The 16,066-nt window shown below is 68.6% G+C and carries 14 protein-coding genes and 2 pseudogenes; 8 read left to right on the top strand and 8 right to left on the bottom strand.

The window, feature by feature from the left end; all coding sequences use genetic code 11:
- Positions 1 to 14: 14 nt before the first annotated feature.
- The 3 genes from IEZ19_RS42205 (at position 15) to IEZ19_RS42195 (ending at position 3,888) form a co-directional block, all read left to right on the top strand.
- Positions 15 to 1,016 (top strand): aliphatic sulfonate ABC transporter substrate-binding protein, encoded by a 1,002-nt coding sequence (locus tag IEZ19_RS42205; RefSeq protein WP_189316701.1) that lies wholly within the window; start codon positions 15 to 17, stop codon positions 1,014 to 1,016.
- Positions 1,013 to 2,530: a sulfatase family protein gene (locus tag IEZ19_RS42200; RefSeq protein ID WP_189316700.1), complete on the top strand. Its 1,518-nt coding sequence runs from the start codon at positions 1,013 to 1,015 to the stop codon at positions 2,528 to 2,530. The genes IEZ19_RS42205 and IEZ19_RS42200 overlap by 4 nt, the downstream gene beginning before the upstream one ends.
- A gap of 347 nt (positions 2,531 to 2,877) precedes the next feature.
- Complete coding sequence (locus IEZ19_RS42195) at positions 2,878 to 3,888, top strand: formylglycine-generating enzyme family protein (protein WP_189316699.1); 1,011 nt, start codon at positions 2,878 to 2,880, stop codon at positions 3,886 to 3,888.
- An 89-nt stretch (positions 3,889 to 3,977) separates the two neighbouring features.
- Here the strand turns inward: IEZ19_RS42195 and IEZ19_RS42190 are convergent.
- Positions 3,978 to 4,538: pseudogene (locus tag IEZ19_RS42190) on the bottom strand (asparagine synthase-related protein); the annotation flags it as partial.
- A 779-nt stretch (positions 4,539 to 5,317) separates the two neighbouring features.
- Here IEZ19_RS42190 and IEZ19_RS42185 point away from each other — a divergent pair.
- Complete coding sequence (locus tag IEZ19_RS42185; RefSeq protein ID WP_189316697.1) at positions 5,318 to 6,307, top strand: hypothetical protein; 990 nt, start codon at positions 5,318 to 5,320, stop codon at positions 6,305 to 6,307.
- Between the two features lie 73 nt (positions 6,308 to 6,380).
- On the opposite strand, the gene IEZ19_RS42180 is transcribed toward IEZ19_RS42185, so the two are convergent.
- The 3 genes from IEZ19_RS42180 to IEZ19_RS42170 form a co-directional block, all read right to left on the bottom strand.
- The gene (locus tag IEZ19_RS42180; RefSeq protein WP_189316696.1) at positions 6,381 to 7,271 is read right to left on the bottom strand and encodes a GNAT family N-acetyltransferase; all 891 of its coding nucleotides are present in this window, start codon (positions 7,269 to 7,271) and stop codon (positions 6,381 to 6,383) included.
- A gap of 102 nt (positions 7,272 to 7,373) precedes the next feature.
- Positions 7,374 to 8,219: an esterase/lipase family protein gene (locus IEZ19_RS42175; RefSeq protein ID WP_189316695.1), complete on the bottom strand. Its 846-nt coding sequence runs from the start codon at positions 8,217 to 8,219 to the stop codon at positions 7,374 to 7,376.
- 644 nt (positions 8,220 to 8,863) lie between these two features.
- Complete coding sequence (locus IEZ19_RS42170) at positions 8,864 to 9,442, bottom strand: YceI family protein (RefSeq protein ID WP_229841479.1); 579 nt, start codon at positions 9,440 to 9,442, stop codon at positions 8,864 to 8,866.
- A gap of 367 nt (positions 9,443 to 9,809) precedes the next feature.
- On the opposite strand from IEZ19_RS42170, the gene IEZ19_RS42165 reads away from it, so the two are divergent.
- Positions 9,810 to 11,171, top strand: coding sequence for a wax ester/triacylglycerol synthase family O-acyltransferase (locus tag IEZ19_RS42165; RefSeq protein WP_189316694.1), 1,362 nt, complete (start codon positions 9,810 to 9,812; stop codon positions 11,169 to 11,171).
- 71 nt (positions 11,172 to 11,242) lie between these two features.
- On the opposite strand, the gene IEZ19_RS42160 is transcribed toward IEZ19_RS42165, so the two are convergent.
- The 4 genes from IEZ19_RS42160 to IEZ19_RS42145 form a co-directional block, all read right to left on the bottom strand.
- On the bottom strand, positions 11,243 to 11,566 hold the full coding sequence (locus IEZ19_RS42160) for an STAS domain-containing protein (protein WP_229841478.1): 324 nt from the start codon (positions 11,564 to 11,566) through the stop codon (positions 11,243 to 11,245).
- A 396-nt stretch (positions 11,567 to 11,962) separates the two neighbouring features.
- Entirely contained in the window at positions 11,963 to 12,202 is a 240-nt protein-coding gene (locus IEZ19_RS42155; protein ID WP_189316693.1) for a hypothetical protein, read from the bottom strand.
- A gap of 553 nt (positions 12,203 to 12,755) precedes the next feature.
- The gene (locus tag IEZ19_RS42150) at positions 12,756 to 13,088 is read right to left on the bottom strand and encodes a hypothetical protein (RefSeq protein WP_189316692.1); all 333 of its coding nucleotides are present in this window, start codon (positions 13,086 to 13,088) and stop codon (positions 12,756 to 12,758) included.
- A complete protein-coding gene (locus IEZ19_RS42145; RefSeq protein ID WP_189316691.1) occupies positions 13,085 to 13,810 on the bottom strand; it encodes a hypothetical protein in 726 nt (241 codons plus the stop codon). The genes IEZ19_RS42150 and IEZ19_RS42145 overlap by 4 nt, the downstream gene beginning before the upstream one ends.
- An 850-nt stretch (positions 13,811 to 14,660) precedes the next feature.
- Here IEZ19_RS42145 and IEZ19_RS42140 point away from each other — a divergent pair.
- From IEZ19_RS42140 to IEZ19_RS42130, 3 genes and pseudogenes are all read left to right on the top strand, one after another.
- Positions 14,661 to 15,326: a TetR/AcrR family transcriptional regulator gene (locus IEZ19_RS42140; protein ID WP_189316690.1), complete on the top strand. Its 666-nt coding sequence runs from the start codon at positions 14,661 to 14,663 to the stop codon at positions 15,324 to 15,326.
- Positions 15,323 to 15,694, top strand: a complete 372-nt coding sequence (locus IEZ19_RS42135) for a hypothetical protein (protein ID WP_189316689.1) — start codon at positions 15,323 to 15,325, stop codon at positions 15,692 to 15,694. Before IEZ19_RS42140 ends, IEZ19_RS42135 begins: the two co-directional genes overlap by 4 nt.
- A 66-nt stretch (positions 15,695 to 15,760) precedes the next feature.
- A pseudogene (locus IEZ19_RS42130) lies at positions 15,761 to 16,066 on the top strand (esterase); the annotation flags it as partial.

The raw sequence follows: 16,066 nt of genomic DNA, 5'->3' as shown, positions 1-16,066 counted from the left end.
AGGACTTCCCCTCCATGCCGCTCACGACCTCCCGCAGAGGTTTCACCGCTGCGGTCGCGGCCCTGGCCGCCGCCTCCCTCGTAACCGCCTGTGGCGCCGACTCCTCCTCCGGCAAAGGCGGTGAGAAGGTGCGTATCGGCTACATCGGCGACTTCAACGGCACCAGCCTGATCGCCATCGCCGATGCCAAGGGGCTGTGGGACAAGCACGGCCTTACCGCCGAGAGCAAGGTCTTCACCAACGGCCCGCTGCAGATCCAGGCCCTGGGCACCGGCAACCTCGACCTCGGCTACATCGGCCCCGGTGCGATGTGGCTGCCGGCCTCCGGCAAGGCCAAGGTCGTCGCGATCAACACCCTCGGCAACTCCGACCGCGTCATCGCGCAGCCCGGCATCACCTCGATGCAGCAACTCAAGGGCAAGACCGTCGCTGTACCCGAGGGCACCTCAGGTGACATGATCCTCACCCTTGCCCTGAAGAGGGCGGGGATGAAGAAGAGTGACGTGAAGGCCGTGCCGATGGACCCGTCGACCATCGTCTCGGCGTTCTCCTCGAAGAAGGTCGACGCCGCCGGGTTCTGGTATCCCGCGGCCGCGACCATCAAGGAGCAGGTGCCGGGCATGGTCGAACTGGCCAAGAACTCCGACTTCGCCGGTGAGGTCTCCTTCCCGACCGCCTTCGTCGCCGCCGACGACCTCGTCGCCAAGCAGCCGGCGAAGGTGAAGAAGGTCCTCGCCGTGCTGCGGGAGGCGATCGCGTTCCGCTCCGCGCACGCCGGCGAGGCCATCAAGCTCACCGCCGGCAAACTCGGCATCCCCGAAGAGCAGGTGAAGGCGGATGCCGCCAACAACAAGCTGCTGACCGTCGGCGAGTTGGACGCGCTCACCAAGAACGGCACCATCGACAAGTGGCTGAAGGGCATGAACGACTACTTCGTCCAGGCAGGCAAACTCCAGCACCCCGCCGATCCGAAGACTTACTACACCGGCAACCTCTTCACCGGAGCAGGCAAGTGACTGCCTCCAGCACGTCCGCCACGTCCGGGAAGAACATCCTCTTCCTCATGACCGACCAGCACCGGGCGGACACCCTCGGCGCCTACGGCAACCCGCTGGCGCGCACCCCTGTCCTCGATGAACTCGCCGCCACCGGGACCCGCTTCGACCGCTGGTACACGCCCACCGCGATCTGCACCCCGGCCCGGGCCAGCCTGCTGACCGGCCGGGCACCCTTCCGGCACAAGCTGCTCGCCAATTACGAGCGCAACGTCGGCTACCTCGAGGACCTGGCGGAGGACCAGTTCACCTTCTCCCGGGCGCTGCGCGAGCACGGCTACAACTGCGGCCTCATCGGCAAGTGGCACGCCGGCAACCGGCGGACGGCGGCCGACTACGGCTTCGACGGCCCGGAACTGCCCGGCTGGCACAACCCGGTGGACCATCCGGACTACCTCGCCTACCTCTCCGAACGCGGCCTGCCGCCCTATGAGATCAGCGACCGCATCCGCGGCATCCTGCCCAACGGCGGCCCCGGAAACCTTCTCGCCGCCCGGCTGCACCAGCCGGTCGAGGCCACTTTCGAGCACTACCTGGCCACCCGCGCCATAGAGCAGCTCGAGCGGTACGCCGCCGACCACCGTGAGCGCGAGCAACCGTTCTTCCTCGCACTGCACTTCTTCGGACCGCACCTGCCCTACATCCTCCCCGACGAGTACTTCGACCTGGTCGACCCGGCGGACGTGGAACTGCCGCGGTCTGTCGCGGAGACCTTCCACGGCAAACCCCCGGTCCAGCGCAACTACAGCGCGCACTGGACCTTCGACACCATGCCCATCGAGACGACCCGCAAGCTCATCGCGGTCTACTGGGGCTACGTGGCGCTGATCGACAGGCAGATCGGCCGGGTCATGGACGCGATGGAGCGGCTCGGGCTGGTGGACGACACCGCCGTGTTCTTCACCTGTGACCACGGCGAGTTCACCGGCTCCCACCGGCTGCACGACAAGGGCCCCGCGATGTACGAGGACATCTACCGCACGCCCGGCCTGCTCCGTGTCCCGGGCGCCCCGGGCGGCATCGTGCGGACCGAGTTCGTCAGCCTGCTCGACTGCACCGCAACCATCCTCGAACTGGCGGACATCGACCCGAAGCCCGCGATCGACTCGCGCAGCCTGCTGCCCCTCGTCCACGGCGAGACGGTGGAGTGGGACGTGGACATCGTCTGCGAGTTCCACGGCCACCACTTCCCGTACCCGCAGCGCATGCTGCGCGAGGACCGGTACAAACTCGTGGTCAACCCCGATTCGGTCAACGAGCTCTACGACCTGCGGACCGACCCGGACGAGTTGCAGAACGTCTACGCCCATCCCGAACAGGCGGAGGTCCGCTCGCGGATGATGCGTCGCCTGTACGACGTTCTGAGGGAACGCGGAGACAACTTCTACCACTGGATGACGTCCATGTACGACATCGGCGAGGTGGGACACGACCCGACCCTGAGCGGGCTCGACGAGTCCACCTACCAGACGTAGCAGGTGTGATGGCATGGCGCGGACTCCCGTACGGTGCGCACCTTCCGCGCGGCCCGGCGGAGCCCGTGGCGCCTGCGTCCCCGCCGCATCGACAGCCCTTCGACCCGAGTAATCCAGCACAGGCCTGCTGCCCCCGCAGCTTCACGCCCCAGAGGCGCGGACCACGCAGGCCGGATGGCCCTGCACCCGTCCCGAAGCACCGCCCGGCAAGGGCACCAGCACAGAACCGCAGGTGTCGGATGATGCCCGCCGACGAAACGACCCGGGGCTCCGAGCCCGGACGGCGGTCCGCAGGCGCGAACCGCCCCATGGACCGGACACCGGCCGCGCAACCGAGGACTTCGACCATGACCCGCGATCACCACCCCTGCTGCACCCCGTCCGGCACACCGGGCGCCATCGCTGTCTCTCCTCCGGCAGCGTCGCCGACGCCGGGCTTCGCCACCCGCAGGCGCTCGACCCGCGGACAGGTCCGCCTGCCGGGCGGTGAGTTCGCCATGGGCGACGCCTTCGACGAGGGCTATCACGCCGACGGCGAGACACCCGTCCACACGGTACGTCTCAAGCCCTTCCACATCGACGAGACCACTGTCACCAAGGCCCAGTTCGCCACCTTCGTCAAGGCCACCGGGTACGTGACCGACGCCGAACGCTACGGCTCCTCGGCGGTCTTCCACCTCGTGGTCGCCGCCCCCTCGGCCGATGTCCTCGGCAACGCTGCCGGAACCCCCTGGTGGATCAACGTCCGGGGTGCCCACTGGCGCCGCCCCGAGGGGGCCCGCTCCGACATCACCGGCCGCCAGAACCACCCCGTCGTCCACGTCTCCTGGAACGACGCGACCGCCTACGCACAGTGGGCCGGCAAGCGCCTGCCCACCGAGGCGGAGTGGGAGTACGCCGCACGCGGCGGTCTGGTCGGCCGCCGCTATGCCTGGGGCGACGAGCTCACCCCGGACGGCAGGTGGCGCTGCAACATCTGGCAGGGACGCTTCCCTCACACCAACACGGCCGAGGACGGCCATCTGACCACCGCACCGGTCAAGTCCTACCGCCCCAACGGCTTCGGCCTGTGGAACACAGCCGGCAACGTGTGGGAATGGTGCTCCGACTGGTTCTCACCCTCCTACTACGCCCAGGCACCCGTTCAGGACCCGCACGGCCCGGACACCGGGATCGCACGGGTCGTGCGCGGTGGTTCCTACCTGTGCCACGAGTCCTACTGCAACCGTTACCGGGTCGCGGCCCGTTCCTCCAACACCCAGGAGTCCTCCTCCGGTAATCTCGGCTTCCGCTGCGCCAATGACACCCTGGCCACCGGCAGCCATGACACCACCGTCAGGCTCTGGAGCGTGAGCTGAGCAGGGGTGTGGTGACCGCCCGCCAGCGCCCGCTGAAGGACCCGAGCGCGACTGCAGCCTCGATCCACCGGTCGGTTTGGGTCGGAGTGTCATACGCCGGAGCTGAGTATCAGTGTGGGGTCTTCCAGGTCGGTCCAGACGGCCAGGTCCAGTGTTCGCTCCAGGCCGTTGCGCTCGGCGGTGGTGATGCGGCCCGGTTCGGTGGCGGTGATCTGCTGGAGCCGGGCGCGGTCGAGGAGGTCGAGGGCGGGGTTGTTGTCCGACGACAGCAGATCACGGACCTGGGTCTGCAACTCCACTACGTAGGCCGGGTCCTGGGTGGAGGGGTAGGGGCTTTTGACCCGCTGCACGACCGAACGCGGCAGGAGATCCTGGGTGGCCGCCCGTAGCAGGCTCTTCTCGCGGCCGTCGAAGGTCTTCAGCGACCATGGGGTGTTGAAGACGTATTCGACCAGGCGGTGGTCACAGAACGGGACGCGGACCTCCAGGCCGGTGGCCATGCTGAGGCGGTCTTTGCGGTCTAGGAGCATGCGTACGAACCGGGTCAGGTGGAGGTAGCACACTTCCCGCATCCGGCGTTCCAGCGGGTCGTCCTCACTGTCCAGGCGTGGTACCTGCGCCAAGGCTTCGTCGTAGCGCTGTTCCAGGTGCCCCAATGAGGGCGTAACAAGGGCCATTGGCCGGTGCAGCTCGCACCGGGGAGGTGGCAGTGCGACCACTATGTGCTGTTCCCTGTCTTGAGAAGCGTCGCAAGGTGGTGCGGGAAGACCCGTCGGCGACGGGTTGAACCAATCGAAGCGCGTCACAGCCGCCGTGAGACCGGTGTGCCGCGGTTTGACTTCGAGCCTGCTCCAGTCCCGGCGTCGTGGTCGTGAGGCATTCGAGCATCACCGGCCCAGGCGGCATCCGCGCGCTGCGCCACTGCCCCCTGCTGGCCTCCCGCACCACCGTCCGGCTGCACATCCTCCCGCTCACCGCCGATGAGGTGCGCTGGACCATCCCACGCCTCCGCCCCGTGTGGCGCGACGTCGACCAGGCCACTCTGGACCGGCTTGATGCCCGCCACGGCCGCGGCAACCTCCGCCGCTGGACCAAGATCACTCATCACGCCCTGCGCCTTCAGCGCCGCGCCTTACCACCGACAACCGCTCTGCTGGAACGCTCCTCGAAGGCTGCCTCCCGCCACATGAACTGTCTCCGGGTGGCAGGGCCTTGGGTCAAGCGTCGGTGTCTCCGGCCGTACCTGACCCTCATTTGCAGGTGGGCGGCAGACGCCACTTGGGAGACCGCCACCGAGGGTAGGACCGACTCGCGGGCGCCTCGCCTGGGAGATGCGGGAGGGGGCGTTTCGGGGCATCGTGGGGATAAGGGGGCGGGGCCGGTCATTGGCCCGAGTCATGCGAGCATCGCCCTAGTCGAAGGAAACGTGATGGCCATAGCCACAGACATGCTCGTTCCTGCGCTGCGCGAGGTCCGTGAGGCCGAAGCAGCACTTGCCGACCGCTTCAAAGCACACCTCGCCGTTACGCCTGCCGGGGAGTACCGGGAGATCCTGGAGCGCCGTGTCGGCGATGCCCGAGGTTACGTGTATGCCATCGACGAACGCCTGGATACGTTGAAGCCCCGCGGGCTCGTGCAGAACGTTCTCAACAACGCCTGGGACCTCACCAGGCAGGCGGCCCGGCTGCCCCTGGATGCGGCCATGGTCGCACCGAGCGCCCTGTTGCGGAGCCAGCCAGCGAAGGCGACGGAGGAGCAGCTACTGAAGAACGTCGAGGAGGAGTACGCGATCACAGCCTCCGCCGTGGCCATCTGCCGGGCCGCCGAGCGTATCGCTCAAGAGGCCCAGGACACCGTCACGGAGGACCTGCTCAGCTCCATCCGCCGCGACGGCGAGGAGACGCTGGAAGAACTTGCCGGCAGTCTCGACGAGCAGGCACAGGCGGCGGTGGCGGCCGCCGAGGCAGCGATGGAGGCCACTGAGGGCGCCGGCGCCAGCCAGGCCGTCCGCGACTGGGGCAGCTGGCTGCGGGAGACGGCCGAGCGGATGCCCGGCGTGGACCGGATCCAGGGCGTGCCGGAGGGAGCTCTCCTTGCGGAGGACGAGCTGCCGATCGCCGACTACCGCAGGCTCAGCACCAGGATGATCCTCGACCGGCTCCCGCAGCTGTCGCAGACGGATCTTGCCACTGTTTGCTCCTATGAGCGTTCTCATGCGGCCCGTCCTGCGGTCCTGAGCAGGATCGCGGATCTGCTCGGGCACGAGCCCTGGCCCGGTTACGACGCCATGAATGCGGGTGACATCCGCAAGCGGCTGGCTGACGCGGGAGAGAGCCTCACCCGGCGGGTGCTGGACTACGAGCGTCGCCATCAGGCACGCTCCACCATCCTCGCGGCTGCGGAACGCGTCCACGCCTGACCGCTCTCGGTCCGGCGGGGCGGTCGATGCCGCACCCCTTTGTGGCTGTCGGGCTGATGTCACGCCCTCGGGCTCACGTGCCGGGCCGCGGGGCTCGGGGGCGACGGTGCTGGTAGGTCCACAACTGGTCGACGTGGGTGAAGCCGAAGGAGTGGAAGAGACGGGTGGCGGCCTGGCTCTCGGAGGCGGGCTGCTGGGCGTCGTCGAGGACGAGGGCGACCTCGGTGGCGCCCTGCTCGGCCAGCAGGGCAAGGGCCTGGGCGAGAAGCTTGCGGCCCAGGCCGCGGCGACGGTGAGTGGGTAGGGTTTCGATCCAGTGCACTGTCGCGGTGCGGTCGGCTTCTGCGCTGACCACGGCTTCTGCGATCGGCTCGGCCGCCTCACGGATGATCAGCCGGTGCCCCGGAGGGACGTCGCAGGGGAAGACATCGGCAACCAGCTTGGCCGGCGGGGCCTCGGCGGGCAGCCCGCGGTGCAGGTAGCGGCCCGAGCGCAGGCCGGTGAAGCCGTACTGCACCAGAGTGTCATGGGTGGCGCCCCGGTGGGTGCGGGGCAGACCGCCTGGCCCCAGGAGACCGGGCGAAGCGCCGGCGAATGCATCGATCCGCGGGCAGTGGGCGAGGGCGGCGAGCGCCTGGCCGAGCAGGGCGCCCAGCGCAGGCCCATCTTCGCGGGCGTGCACCCAGCAGATCAGACCCGTGTCCACATCGGTCCAGGACAGGTAGCCGATAATGCCGCACGGACGATCCTCGGCATCGGCCAGAACGCTGATCTGCGGCCAGACCGGTATCACCCACCCGGCCGACGAGAGCGCACCGTGCTGCGCTGCGGCCAACTTCTGCGCGGTGCAGTGCGGCTGTCCCGGCAACCGGTCGGCATCAATGAGTTCCCGCACCCACGGTCCGTCGTCGGGCCGGTACGGGCGTATCGCCGATCCGCTGTCGGGGCTGGTCGAAAAGGCCATCGTGTCCGTCCGCACGTGCTGACGTTCCCTGCTGCCTATCTCATAAGACTCCCCCGTTCCGCCCACGTTGTCACGGGCTCTCCCGGCTACGCCCTGGGTGAACTACCCGCTGGGCTGTGGGGAGTCGTCATGCGGGTGGCACACGGCGGAAGTGGCCAGCAGTAGTGAGCGCACCTGATCGATGACCGGCTGGTGCAAAGGAAGCGTCAAGTGGCCCACGCCGGGCACGAGCACGTTGCGCGCCGTGAGGTCGGGATGGTCGATGCGGCCCCTGGCGGCGGGGATGACAGCCTCGTCCAGGTCGCTGTAGAAGGCCACGAACCGGGTGCGGCATCCGATGGCGGGCTCGGCGAGTTCGGTTATCAGCTCGCTTCCCGGCCGTAGCTGGCGCAGGAGCGGATGGGGCGGGGCCAGCAGGGCCGTCATGCTTCCACCGTGCGGCGTCGCCAGCGTGATCAGCAGCGGCACGTATGCGTCCCCGCCAAGACGCTGTACGTAGTAGCGGGCGATCAGCCCTCCCAGGCTGTACCCGATCAGCACCACGCACCGCGCCCGGTCACGGGCGCACGCCAGCTCCACCTGCTCTCCCAGAACCCGGGCCGCCGTACGGATGTCAGCACTGTTGAACACGTTGTAGTTGACCAGGATGAAGGGGCCCACACCGCAGTCGTCGCCCAGCCCGCGCTGCAGCGCCGAGACGACCGACGCTCGGTCGGCCAGCCCGTGCACCAACAGCACGGGGAGGCCTGCACCTGCCGACGGCGCCTCGTCCTGGTACACCGACTTCGGCGCGTGGCCCACGCGCCCGGTCAACTGTCCGACGCCCCCCACAGCCATGTCGAGCGGGAGCCGCACCAGGCGCACGACGGCCCTACCCGCCTCGACACCCGCGCCACGCACGGGTGGCAGCCCTGGCACCGACAGGTGCGGCCCGAAAGGAATGCTCATAACCATGGACCCTACCTACATACGCTCATATTCACCTCATATGCATATAAAACGCCTCGTGTTCCCACCCGATTCCCTAACCCCAGTGGTAACCGGCAGTGCACCCTGCGTGTGTTCCTGGCCGCGTCTGGCCTGAGCAGGGACCGCCACAGACCAGGGCGTTGTGTGGCGGACACGCTTCCGGACACCCTCGCCGGCTTGGGGAGTGCCAGGAGCTGACGGACTGGGGCGTGCTTGCGAGACCGTTCGATATCGTGCGCGGTGACGATGCCACCGAGGTGACCGTCGTCCATGACGAGGATCGGCAGGCCGCCCCTGATGCCGAGGCGTTGAAGGACGGAGTTCAGCACCTCGTCCAGTGTGGCGAGCGTGCACTGCGACAAGATCCGCACGGATACCTCGGCCAGTCAGGGCGCGTAGCATTCCCGCCCGTGCCGCTCCGAGGCTGCCGCCGCCGGACAGAACGAACGCGGTCATTATCTTCGTCCGCCTCCCTTGGCCGGACCGCCCCGGAGCCTAGCCTGTCGCGCACCCAGGAGCAGCCCGCTTGCCGGAGCCCGGCACCCGCACCCTGCACCCCCTCCCGTTGCGGCAGGGACCGCAAATGAGGGTGCTCGGCACGCTCAACCGGCTCGCCGGCGAAGCTACCCGGGCGGCTGCCCAGGTCCGGGTAGCGGTTCAAACTTGGTTACCCGGTACTCGATCCGGATCTCATCGGCCAGTCTCAGCGCGCCGAGGAAGGCGCTGTATGGCTTGATTCCCCAGGTGGACTGAGTGAGGGTCGCCCAGCCGCTGACCATTGCGTCCCCGTCGCTGCCCCCGTGGACGGTCACTGAGTGTGCCCGGCCTTTGATGGTGAGGTCACCGGTGATCTCGAAGGACTGGGGTGTTCCGGTGATGCTGGTGGAGCTGAAGGTGATGGTGGGATGCTGGGCGGTGTGCAGCAGGGCCTTACCCTCGAGGGTCTTTTTGATCTCGGTCCGGTCCCCATCGGTGAGGGGTTTCAGCCCACCGCTGCCTTCCCGGACGGTCAGCGATTCAGTCTCGACTGTCACGTTCACCGACGACTTCCCGGGGTCATCGGCGACGACGATCGCGTTCCCGGACCAACGGGTCGCCTCGATCGTGAGGTCGTGCCCCGCCTTACGGCCGAGCCCCGAGCGACTGGTCTTGATGAGCAGGCGGCCGGTTGACTGCCCGAAGCTATACATCCCATCACACATGGTCACAGAACTGACTGTACGTGACGGCAGCGAGCTTGCCAGGCGACCGCTCCGCGTCCGCGCGCTGACATCACCAGCAAAGTGGGTATCGCGCGGTTCGTATGGAAGGGTCGCGAGCGGCTCTACCGCGGCGATGTGGTCGGCGGTCCTTGGGACCGAGGTGAACTCCGGAGAAGACCGTGCACCGGATCGTCCGCGAGGATCCCCCTGTGAGGGCCCACCGCTGCCCGGAGTGCAGAGGTGAGGCTACCTACCAGGTCTTCTCCGGCTAGGCTGGCATTAACTGAGCGTAGCAGGGTTATACTTACCGTAATCGGTCACGCACGGTTGACTCCAGGCTCACACACCGTCGACGTGAGGCAAGCCATTGACTGCTGACCTGCTCGCTCCCCTCGACCTGGCGTTCTGGAACATCGAATCCGCCGACCACCCGATGCACCTCGGCGCCCTCGGTGTTTTCTCGGCCCACTCGCCCACCGCCGGAGCGCACGCGGCCGACCTGCTCGCCGCCCGCGCCGCCGCCGTGCCCGGACTGCGCATGCGCATCCGCGACCTGTGGCGGCCACTGGACCTGCGGCTACCCCTCGCCCACGGCCTGCGTCAGCCGCTCAACTTCGGCGGCGCCACCCGCGAGCCCGACCCGTGCTTCGACCCGCTGAACCACGTCCGGCTGCACGCCCCCGCCACCGACTTCCACGCGGCCGCCGGCCGGCTCATGCAGCGCCCGCTGGAGCGCAACCGCCCGCCGTGGGAGGCCCATGTCTTGCCCGGCGAGGACGGCGTCTCCTTCACGGTGCTGTTCAAGTTCCACCACGCCCTCGCCGACGGCCTGCGCGCGCTCACCCTCGCCGCGGCCATCCTCGACCCCATCGACCGGCCCGAGCCGCGCCGCAGGCCCGCCGCGCCATCGCGTGGCCGGCTGACCGACGTGCGCAGGCTCCCTGGGCGGCTGCGCGACGCGCTCTTCGACTTCGGCCGCGCCCTCGACATCGGCGCCTGCGTCGCCCGCACCACCCTGGTCACCCGCTCCACACCGGCACTCACCGCCGAACCCACCGGCACCCGCCGCACAGCCGGCGTGGTCGTCGACATCGACGACGTGCACCTGATCCGCAAGGCCGCGGGCGGCACCGTCAACGACGTGCTCATCGCCGTCGTCGCGGGCGCCCTGCGCAACTGGCTGGAGGAGCGCGGTGAGCCCACCGAGGGCGTCGCACCGCGCGCCCTGATCCCGGTCTCCCGGCGCCGCCCGCGCACCGCCCACCCCCAGGGCAACCGGCTCTCCGGCTACCTCATGGAACTGCCCGTCGGCGTCCCGGACCCGCTGCGCCGCCTGACCGCCGTCCGCACCGCGATGGACCGCAACAAGGCCGCGGGCCCCGACCGGGGCGCGGGCGCCGTCGCACTGCTCGCCGACCATGTGCCAGCCCTCGGGCACCGGCTCGGCGGGCCGATCGTCGGCCAGGCCGCGCGGCTCTGGTTCGACATCCTGGTCACCAGCGTGCCGCTGCCCAGCTTCGGCCTGAAGCTCGGCGGCCACCCGCTGACCGCGGTCTATCCCTTCGCTCCGCTGGCCCGCGGCCAGTCCCTGGCCGTCGCGATCTCCACCTACCGCAGCCACGTCCACTACGGCCTCGTCGCCGACGCCAAGGCCGTCCCCGACCTGAACCGGCTGGCCCGCGCCGTGACCGAGGAGGTGGAGACCCTGATCACGGTCTGCGGACCCTGACCGCGCCGTCACCCGGATCGTCCGCCCCAGGGGCGGCTCGACAAGGAAGCGGCCTGAAGCCCGCAGGGAACTCAGGCTCCATGGGCGACGAGCGAGTCGTAGATCGGGAAGATGACGTGCGGCCCCGTCACAGTGAAGATCCGTCGGATGTTCGGATTCGCGATGACCAATCTCAGTTCTCCCACGCGGGTGTGGAGACGTTTTCGGATGCCGACGAGCACGCCCAGGCCGGTTGAGTCCATGAAGCTCGCGCCGCGCAGATCGATGATGAAGCGGCGGCGGCCTTCCCGGATCCGGCCGACGGCGTGTCCCCGGATCTGCGGCACGGCGTACACATCTGCCTCGCCGTTGATCTTGACGATGGTCCAGTCGTTCTCGCCACATTCGTATGCCAAGCGTTCCAGCGCGGCGTGCTCGTCATCGCACGGCGCAGCATTTCCAGCTCCGGACCACGACGCCGCACTGGCACCCCGGCAGGAGAACTCATATCAGATGTAAGGAAGGACTGCCGGAGCAGGAAACCGGGTCACGACGGCGCGGGTCCCTGCCGCGCATCGTCCCCGGATGTTCGCCTTTGCATTGTTCAAATAACACATCCAGGACCTGTGCGGTTTTCGCGTGAGTGCGGACAAACCCGACAGGCATCCCCACGAGCAGGAGAGCAGTACCAATAAACGGGTTCCTCATGACTGTGTTCACCAAAGCCGCCATGGCGCTTTGTCGAGCCCATCATCGTGCGCCTGGCGCCGGGCTGGCCGGCCGCTACCGCGCCGACGCATCTTGTCCTGCGACTATTCCTGACGCTCCTTGGCTTCTCCTCTTCCCTGGCCGCGCAGGATGGCTGTGGCACCTCCGATGGCCAGGGCGACGGGCCAGTCGAGAGCACCAGCCACCGCGAGCGCGCCCAGGCCGCCGTAGAAGAGAAGATCCCTGGTCGGCAGCCTTGATGTCATGGCCTGCGTATTGGCCACCACGTCCCCCGGCGTGAGGTAGGGGATGTGGACCGGCGCATGCACATCCAGGGTGTGCATGCGCAGCTTCCCGTCCGCAGCCGCGGCGGGTTGCTGTGCTGCTGACTTGGCCCTCGGACGGGCACGGGCCGCCGTCGTTTTCCGTGTTGTGGTGGCTGCGCGGGGCATAGCCGCCTCCTCGATGGATCCTAGTGCGTTTCGCACCTTCATTGTGGCGCGCATACGCCAGGAGGGTCAGTTTCAGCCAGGTGCGATTGCCGGTCTCCCGGGTGCTCGGCTACAGCCGATGTACACGGTGCTGATGCGGGACGCCATCGGCGGTTTGCGAGGTCCTGGCGTTGTCGGCAGGTGACCGTTCCCGGGTGCGGGGAGATGGTGGAGAATCGCGGCCGGAGGAGAATGCTGAAGCATTCTCCTCCGGCCGCGCGGGGAAAGGCGATATCGGTGATCATGGTTTCCTGTTATCAGCCTTACTCAGGCTCGGCCGTCAGGGGTTCGTCTGTCCCACGGACGGGGCGGGCGGTGTCCCGCCTCACGGAGTGGCTGACCAGGCCACGGTCGGCACGGTGTGCCGGATCCCTTCATCCGTCTGGGGCCCGACAGTAACGCAGCGCTATGTGGGTATGCGGGTCCGAGCTGCGGAGATGATCTGCTGGCGGTGTTGGTGCTGTCGTTCGTACTCCAGCACCTGCCAGGCCACGTCGTCGGACACGTCGTGCAGGTGCATCGTGATGCGTTCTGGGTCCATCGCGTCGTAGCCCGTCCAGGGCTCGGCTGCGCTGAGGTGCCGGATGGCGTTCAGTATCCCGGGGCGGCGCGCGTGTGCGCGTTCGTAGCCCTCGATCACCGTCAGCTCCGTCTGGGACAGGCCGTGCAGGCGCTGCTGGATTTCCGTGACGCCGAGTCTGTTGAAGCCGGGGATGGGCAGAGCTTCTTCGCGGGTCATCGCGCCCTGCACCTTGTCGGCCACACGGGTGGCGGCGAGCATCTGGCCGGGTCGCTGACGCGTCTGGTGACCCTTTGGAGCACTGCCCGCAGCCTGGCTCTGGCCGCCCGCACTCTGCGCACGATCGCCTGCAGCAGGCTGCCGCCTTCGGCAGCTTCTCCCCGCGGCGGGCGGGGATCTTCGGCCGCCTCCGCCACGGCCCTGGCCCGTCGGGCGAGGTTGTCCTCGCTGGTCTCCAGCAGCACCTCGTCCTGCCGCCCGAGCATGGCAAGCAGCTCGGCGGTCTCCTGGTCGTCGAGCCGTTCGGCGATGTCCTTGCCTGCCTGGCAGGTCGCCAGCGCCCGCGCTGCGGCCGTGTACTCGTCCACGGCGGCCCTCAGCAGCCGACGCTCATCGGCCGGCCTCTCACCGCGCACGATCTCCGTCACGGCCAACACCCCCGCCTCCAGGGGAAGTAGGCTCGCCCGCACGGCGCTGTGGGTCACCATCCACGTCAGATGCTCGGCAGCCGACAGCAGCCCACGGGGCGGGCGTATTTCGCGCATCCGGGCCTCGATGCGCCCGAGGTGGTACTGCGCCTCGGTCGCCTGGCTTTCGAGTCGTTGCCGGTCGGTGCCCGGCGGGGTGAGGGTCGCACCCGTCCGGAACCGGTCGACGATCGCGGTATGGGCGTCACGGGCGTCTTCCAGTGCCGGTAACAGCGCATCCGTCTTCGCTGCCATATGGTGCTCCTGAGCTCGGGCGGCATGGCTGCCGCGCACGACAAAGCGCCCGCCGTCCGTCGCTTCGGCCGGGCAACCAGAACCCATCCTGCGGAAGCCTGCCGAAGATCGCCTGGCGAGCCAGCCACCTGGGTAGGCCATTCCACGGCCTGCGCAGATCACCGGCGAGTCGCGCGCGGCGACCGTGGGCTGCCGTGCCGGGACTACGGGGGGCCGTTGCCTGGCAGGGACCTCGTGCCCGGTGCTGCGCGTGGTCATCTTGGCGCGGGTCGGTGCGGCGGTCGTCCTTCGGCACCATCGCGCGGTCGTCCGCGGGGAGAGCCCCCGTCGCCGGAGCACGATGTGGCCGCAGCCGCGGGTGTAGGGGCGGGGGCTGTTCGGCCCAGATGGTCTTGCCAGTGGGCGTGTGCCAGGTACCCCAGCGTTCGGCGAGCTGGCCTACCAGGGACAGGCGAGCCGTGGGTTCGGCCGGCGATGAGCCGGGGCAGGAGCTGGGCGGTGCCGGACTGCCAGTGAATCCACTCGATGGCGCCGCCCTTGGAGACGACCCGGCCGCGCTTCAGAAGCCCGGGTCGCCGAACAAGGCGTCCGGTCGGGCGCTCGGTGCGCAGCCGGTGATGCCCCGCAGGAGCGAGCACGGGGCTCCTCCTCGGTCGGATGACGGTGCTATTGCGGCTACAACCACGGCCACCACCACCGCCTGGAGCGATGGGTTCACCAATAGCGCGGTTAACTCCAGCCCGTTGAAACCCTGTTGTGCGGATCTGCCGACTGCTACGGTTTGAGCGAACGCTCAAACCACTTGCTCAAACCAGTTGCTCGAAGTCAGCGGAAGGACCTGTGCCGGAAGATGGCCAAAGCCGGAGGGAAGAAGAGTCCTTCAGGGGCGGAAGAGACACGCGCCGCCTTGGTGGCGGGAGCCATCGCCGCTCTGCGTGAGAAGGGGTTCACGGGAGCCAGCGCCCGCGAGATCGCAAGACACGCGGGGTGCAACCAGTCCTTGATCTTCTATCACTTCGGGTCGGTGGTGAACTTGCTGCTCGCGGCCCTCGACACGATCAGCGATGCGCGGTCCGTGCGTTACCGGGACGCGGTCGAGGAGTCGGGCAGCCTCGGTGAGCTCGTCGATGCCGCCAAGTCGATCTTCGACGAGGACCTGGACAACGGGTACGTCGCGGTGCTGGCCGAACTGATCGCGGGCGCGCAGTCGACACCGGGACTGGGGGCCGAGGTGGCCGCACGGATCGAACCGTGGCGAGACTTCACGGCGAACGTCGTGGAGGACGTCCTCGCGGGCACCCCCCTGCCCGTGCTTGCGTCGCCGCAAGACATCGCCCACGGCATCGTGGCCCTCTACCTCGGCCTCGAACTGCTGGCCGGCCTGAACGGCGAACGCGGTGCGGCCCTAGCGCTGTTCGACCGGGCAAGTCTCGCCGCCACTCTGTACGACGCCTTCATGGCAAAGGAAGACCTGCAGGATCCGCATCCACAACAGTCCGACAGGGAGAACGAATGAGAACCAGCTCCTGGCCGTGGTTCTGCGCCTGGCTCACCGTGGGCGCAGTGGGGTCGCTCAGCCTTCTGACCGTGCTCACCGTCGGCCTGTACCTGCTACCCGTCGCCGTCTTGGCGGCCGGCCTGCTGGCGTCCCGGCGGGGCTCCTCGGCAGGACTTTCGGGTGGGATCTCCGGGCTCGGACTGCCACTCCTCTACGTGGCCTTCCTCAACCGAGGAGGTCCGGGGACTGTGTGCACCACGACAGCCACGGGCCAGTCGTGCACTGACGAGTACAACCCCTGGCTCTGGCTGACCGCCGGCATAGCCCTCCTGATAGCAGGGATAGTGATCAGCGCCATCCGGAAGCACACGACGACGACTCGCTGAGGCCGCGCTCGGCGGGTTAGGGGGCACAGGAGTGCGTGGAACAAGGACGTTACTGGTGCCCAATCAATGTCCGACCTCGTGGAACCGGCACAACCGGTGCTGGAGCCGGCAGCCGCGACGTTCGTGAAGGCGACGGCCGATCCGCCCTTCCTGTACGAGCTTCCGCCCGCCGAAGGACGCGAGGCCGTCAACCAGTTGCAGTCGGGCCCGGGGAAGCTGCCCGCCGTGGACGAGGAGTGGCTCACCGTCCCGGGCGGCCCCACCGACCACGTCCGCGTACGGATCGTCAGGCCCGCCGGGACCGTCGGCACACTGCCGGTGGTGCTGTACGTCCACGGCGCCGGCTGGATGTTCGGCAACGCCCGCACCCAC

Origin of the sequence: Streptomyces brasiliensis (genome assembly GCF_014647875.1) — a bacterium.
GTDB lineage: Bacteria > Actinomycetota > Actinomycetes > Streptomycetales > Streptomycetaceae > Streptomyces > Streptomyces brasiliensis.
This window is presented reverse-complemented; position numbering and strand designations above follow the sequence as displayed.

Bases quoted from the DNA above. Each gene is read 5' to 3' on its own strand.
- IEZ19_RS42150 (WP_189316692.1), bottom strand. From the start codon at position 13,088: ATGACCCGCGAAGAAGCTCTGCCCATCCCCGGCTTCAACAGACTCGGC.
- IEZ19_RS42180 (WP_189316696.1), bottom strand. From the start codon at position 7,271: ATGGCCTTTTCGACCAGCCCCGACAGCGGATCGGCGATACGCCCGTAC.
- IEZ19_RS42135 (WP_189316689.1), top strand. From the start codon at position 15,323: ATGAGAACCAGCTCCTGGCCGTGGTTCTGCGCCTGGCTCACCGTGGGC.
- IEZ19_RS42140 (WP_189316690.1), top strand. From the start codon at position 14,661: ATGGCCAAAGCCGGAGGGAAGAAGAGTCCTTCAGGGGCGGAAGAGACA.
- IEZ19_RS42145 (WP_189316691.1), bottom strand. From the start codon at position 13,810: ATGGCAGCGAAGACGGATGCGCTGTTACCGGCACTGGAAGACGCCCGT.
- IEZ19_RS42175 (WP_189316695.1), bottom strand. From the start codon at position 8,219: ATGAGCATTCCTTTCGGGCCGCACCTGTCGGTGCCAGGGCTGCCACCC.
- IEZ19_RS42205 (WP_189316701.1), top strand. From the start codon at position 15: ATGCCGCTCACGACCTCCCGCAGAGGTTTCACCGCTGCGGTCGCGGCC.
- IEZ19_RS42155 (WP_189316693.1), bottom strand. From the start codon at position 12,202: ATGCACACCCTGGATGTGCATGCGCCGGTCCACATCCCCTACCTCACG.
- IEZ19_RS42195 (WP_189316699.1), top strand. From the start codon at position 2,878: ATGACCCGCGATCACCACCCCTGCTGCACCCCGTCCGGCACACCGGGC.
- IEZ19_RS42170 (WP_229841479.1), bottom strand. From the start codon at position 9,442: ATGTGTGATGGGATGTATAGCTTCGGGCAGTCAACCGGCCGCCTGCTC.
- IEZ19_RS42185 (WP_189316697.1), top strand. From the start codon at position 5,318: ATGGCCATAGCCACAGACATGCTCGTTCCTGCGCTGCGCGAGGTCCGT.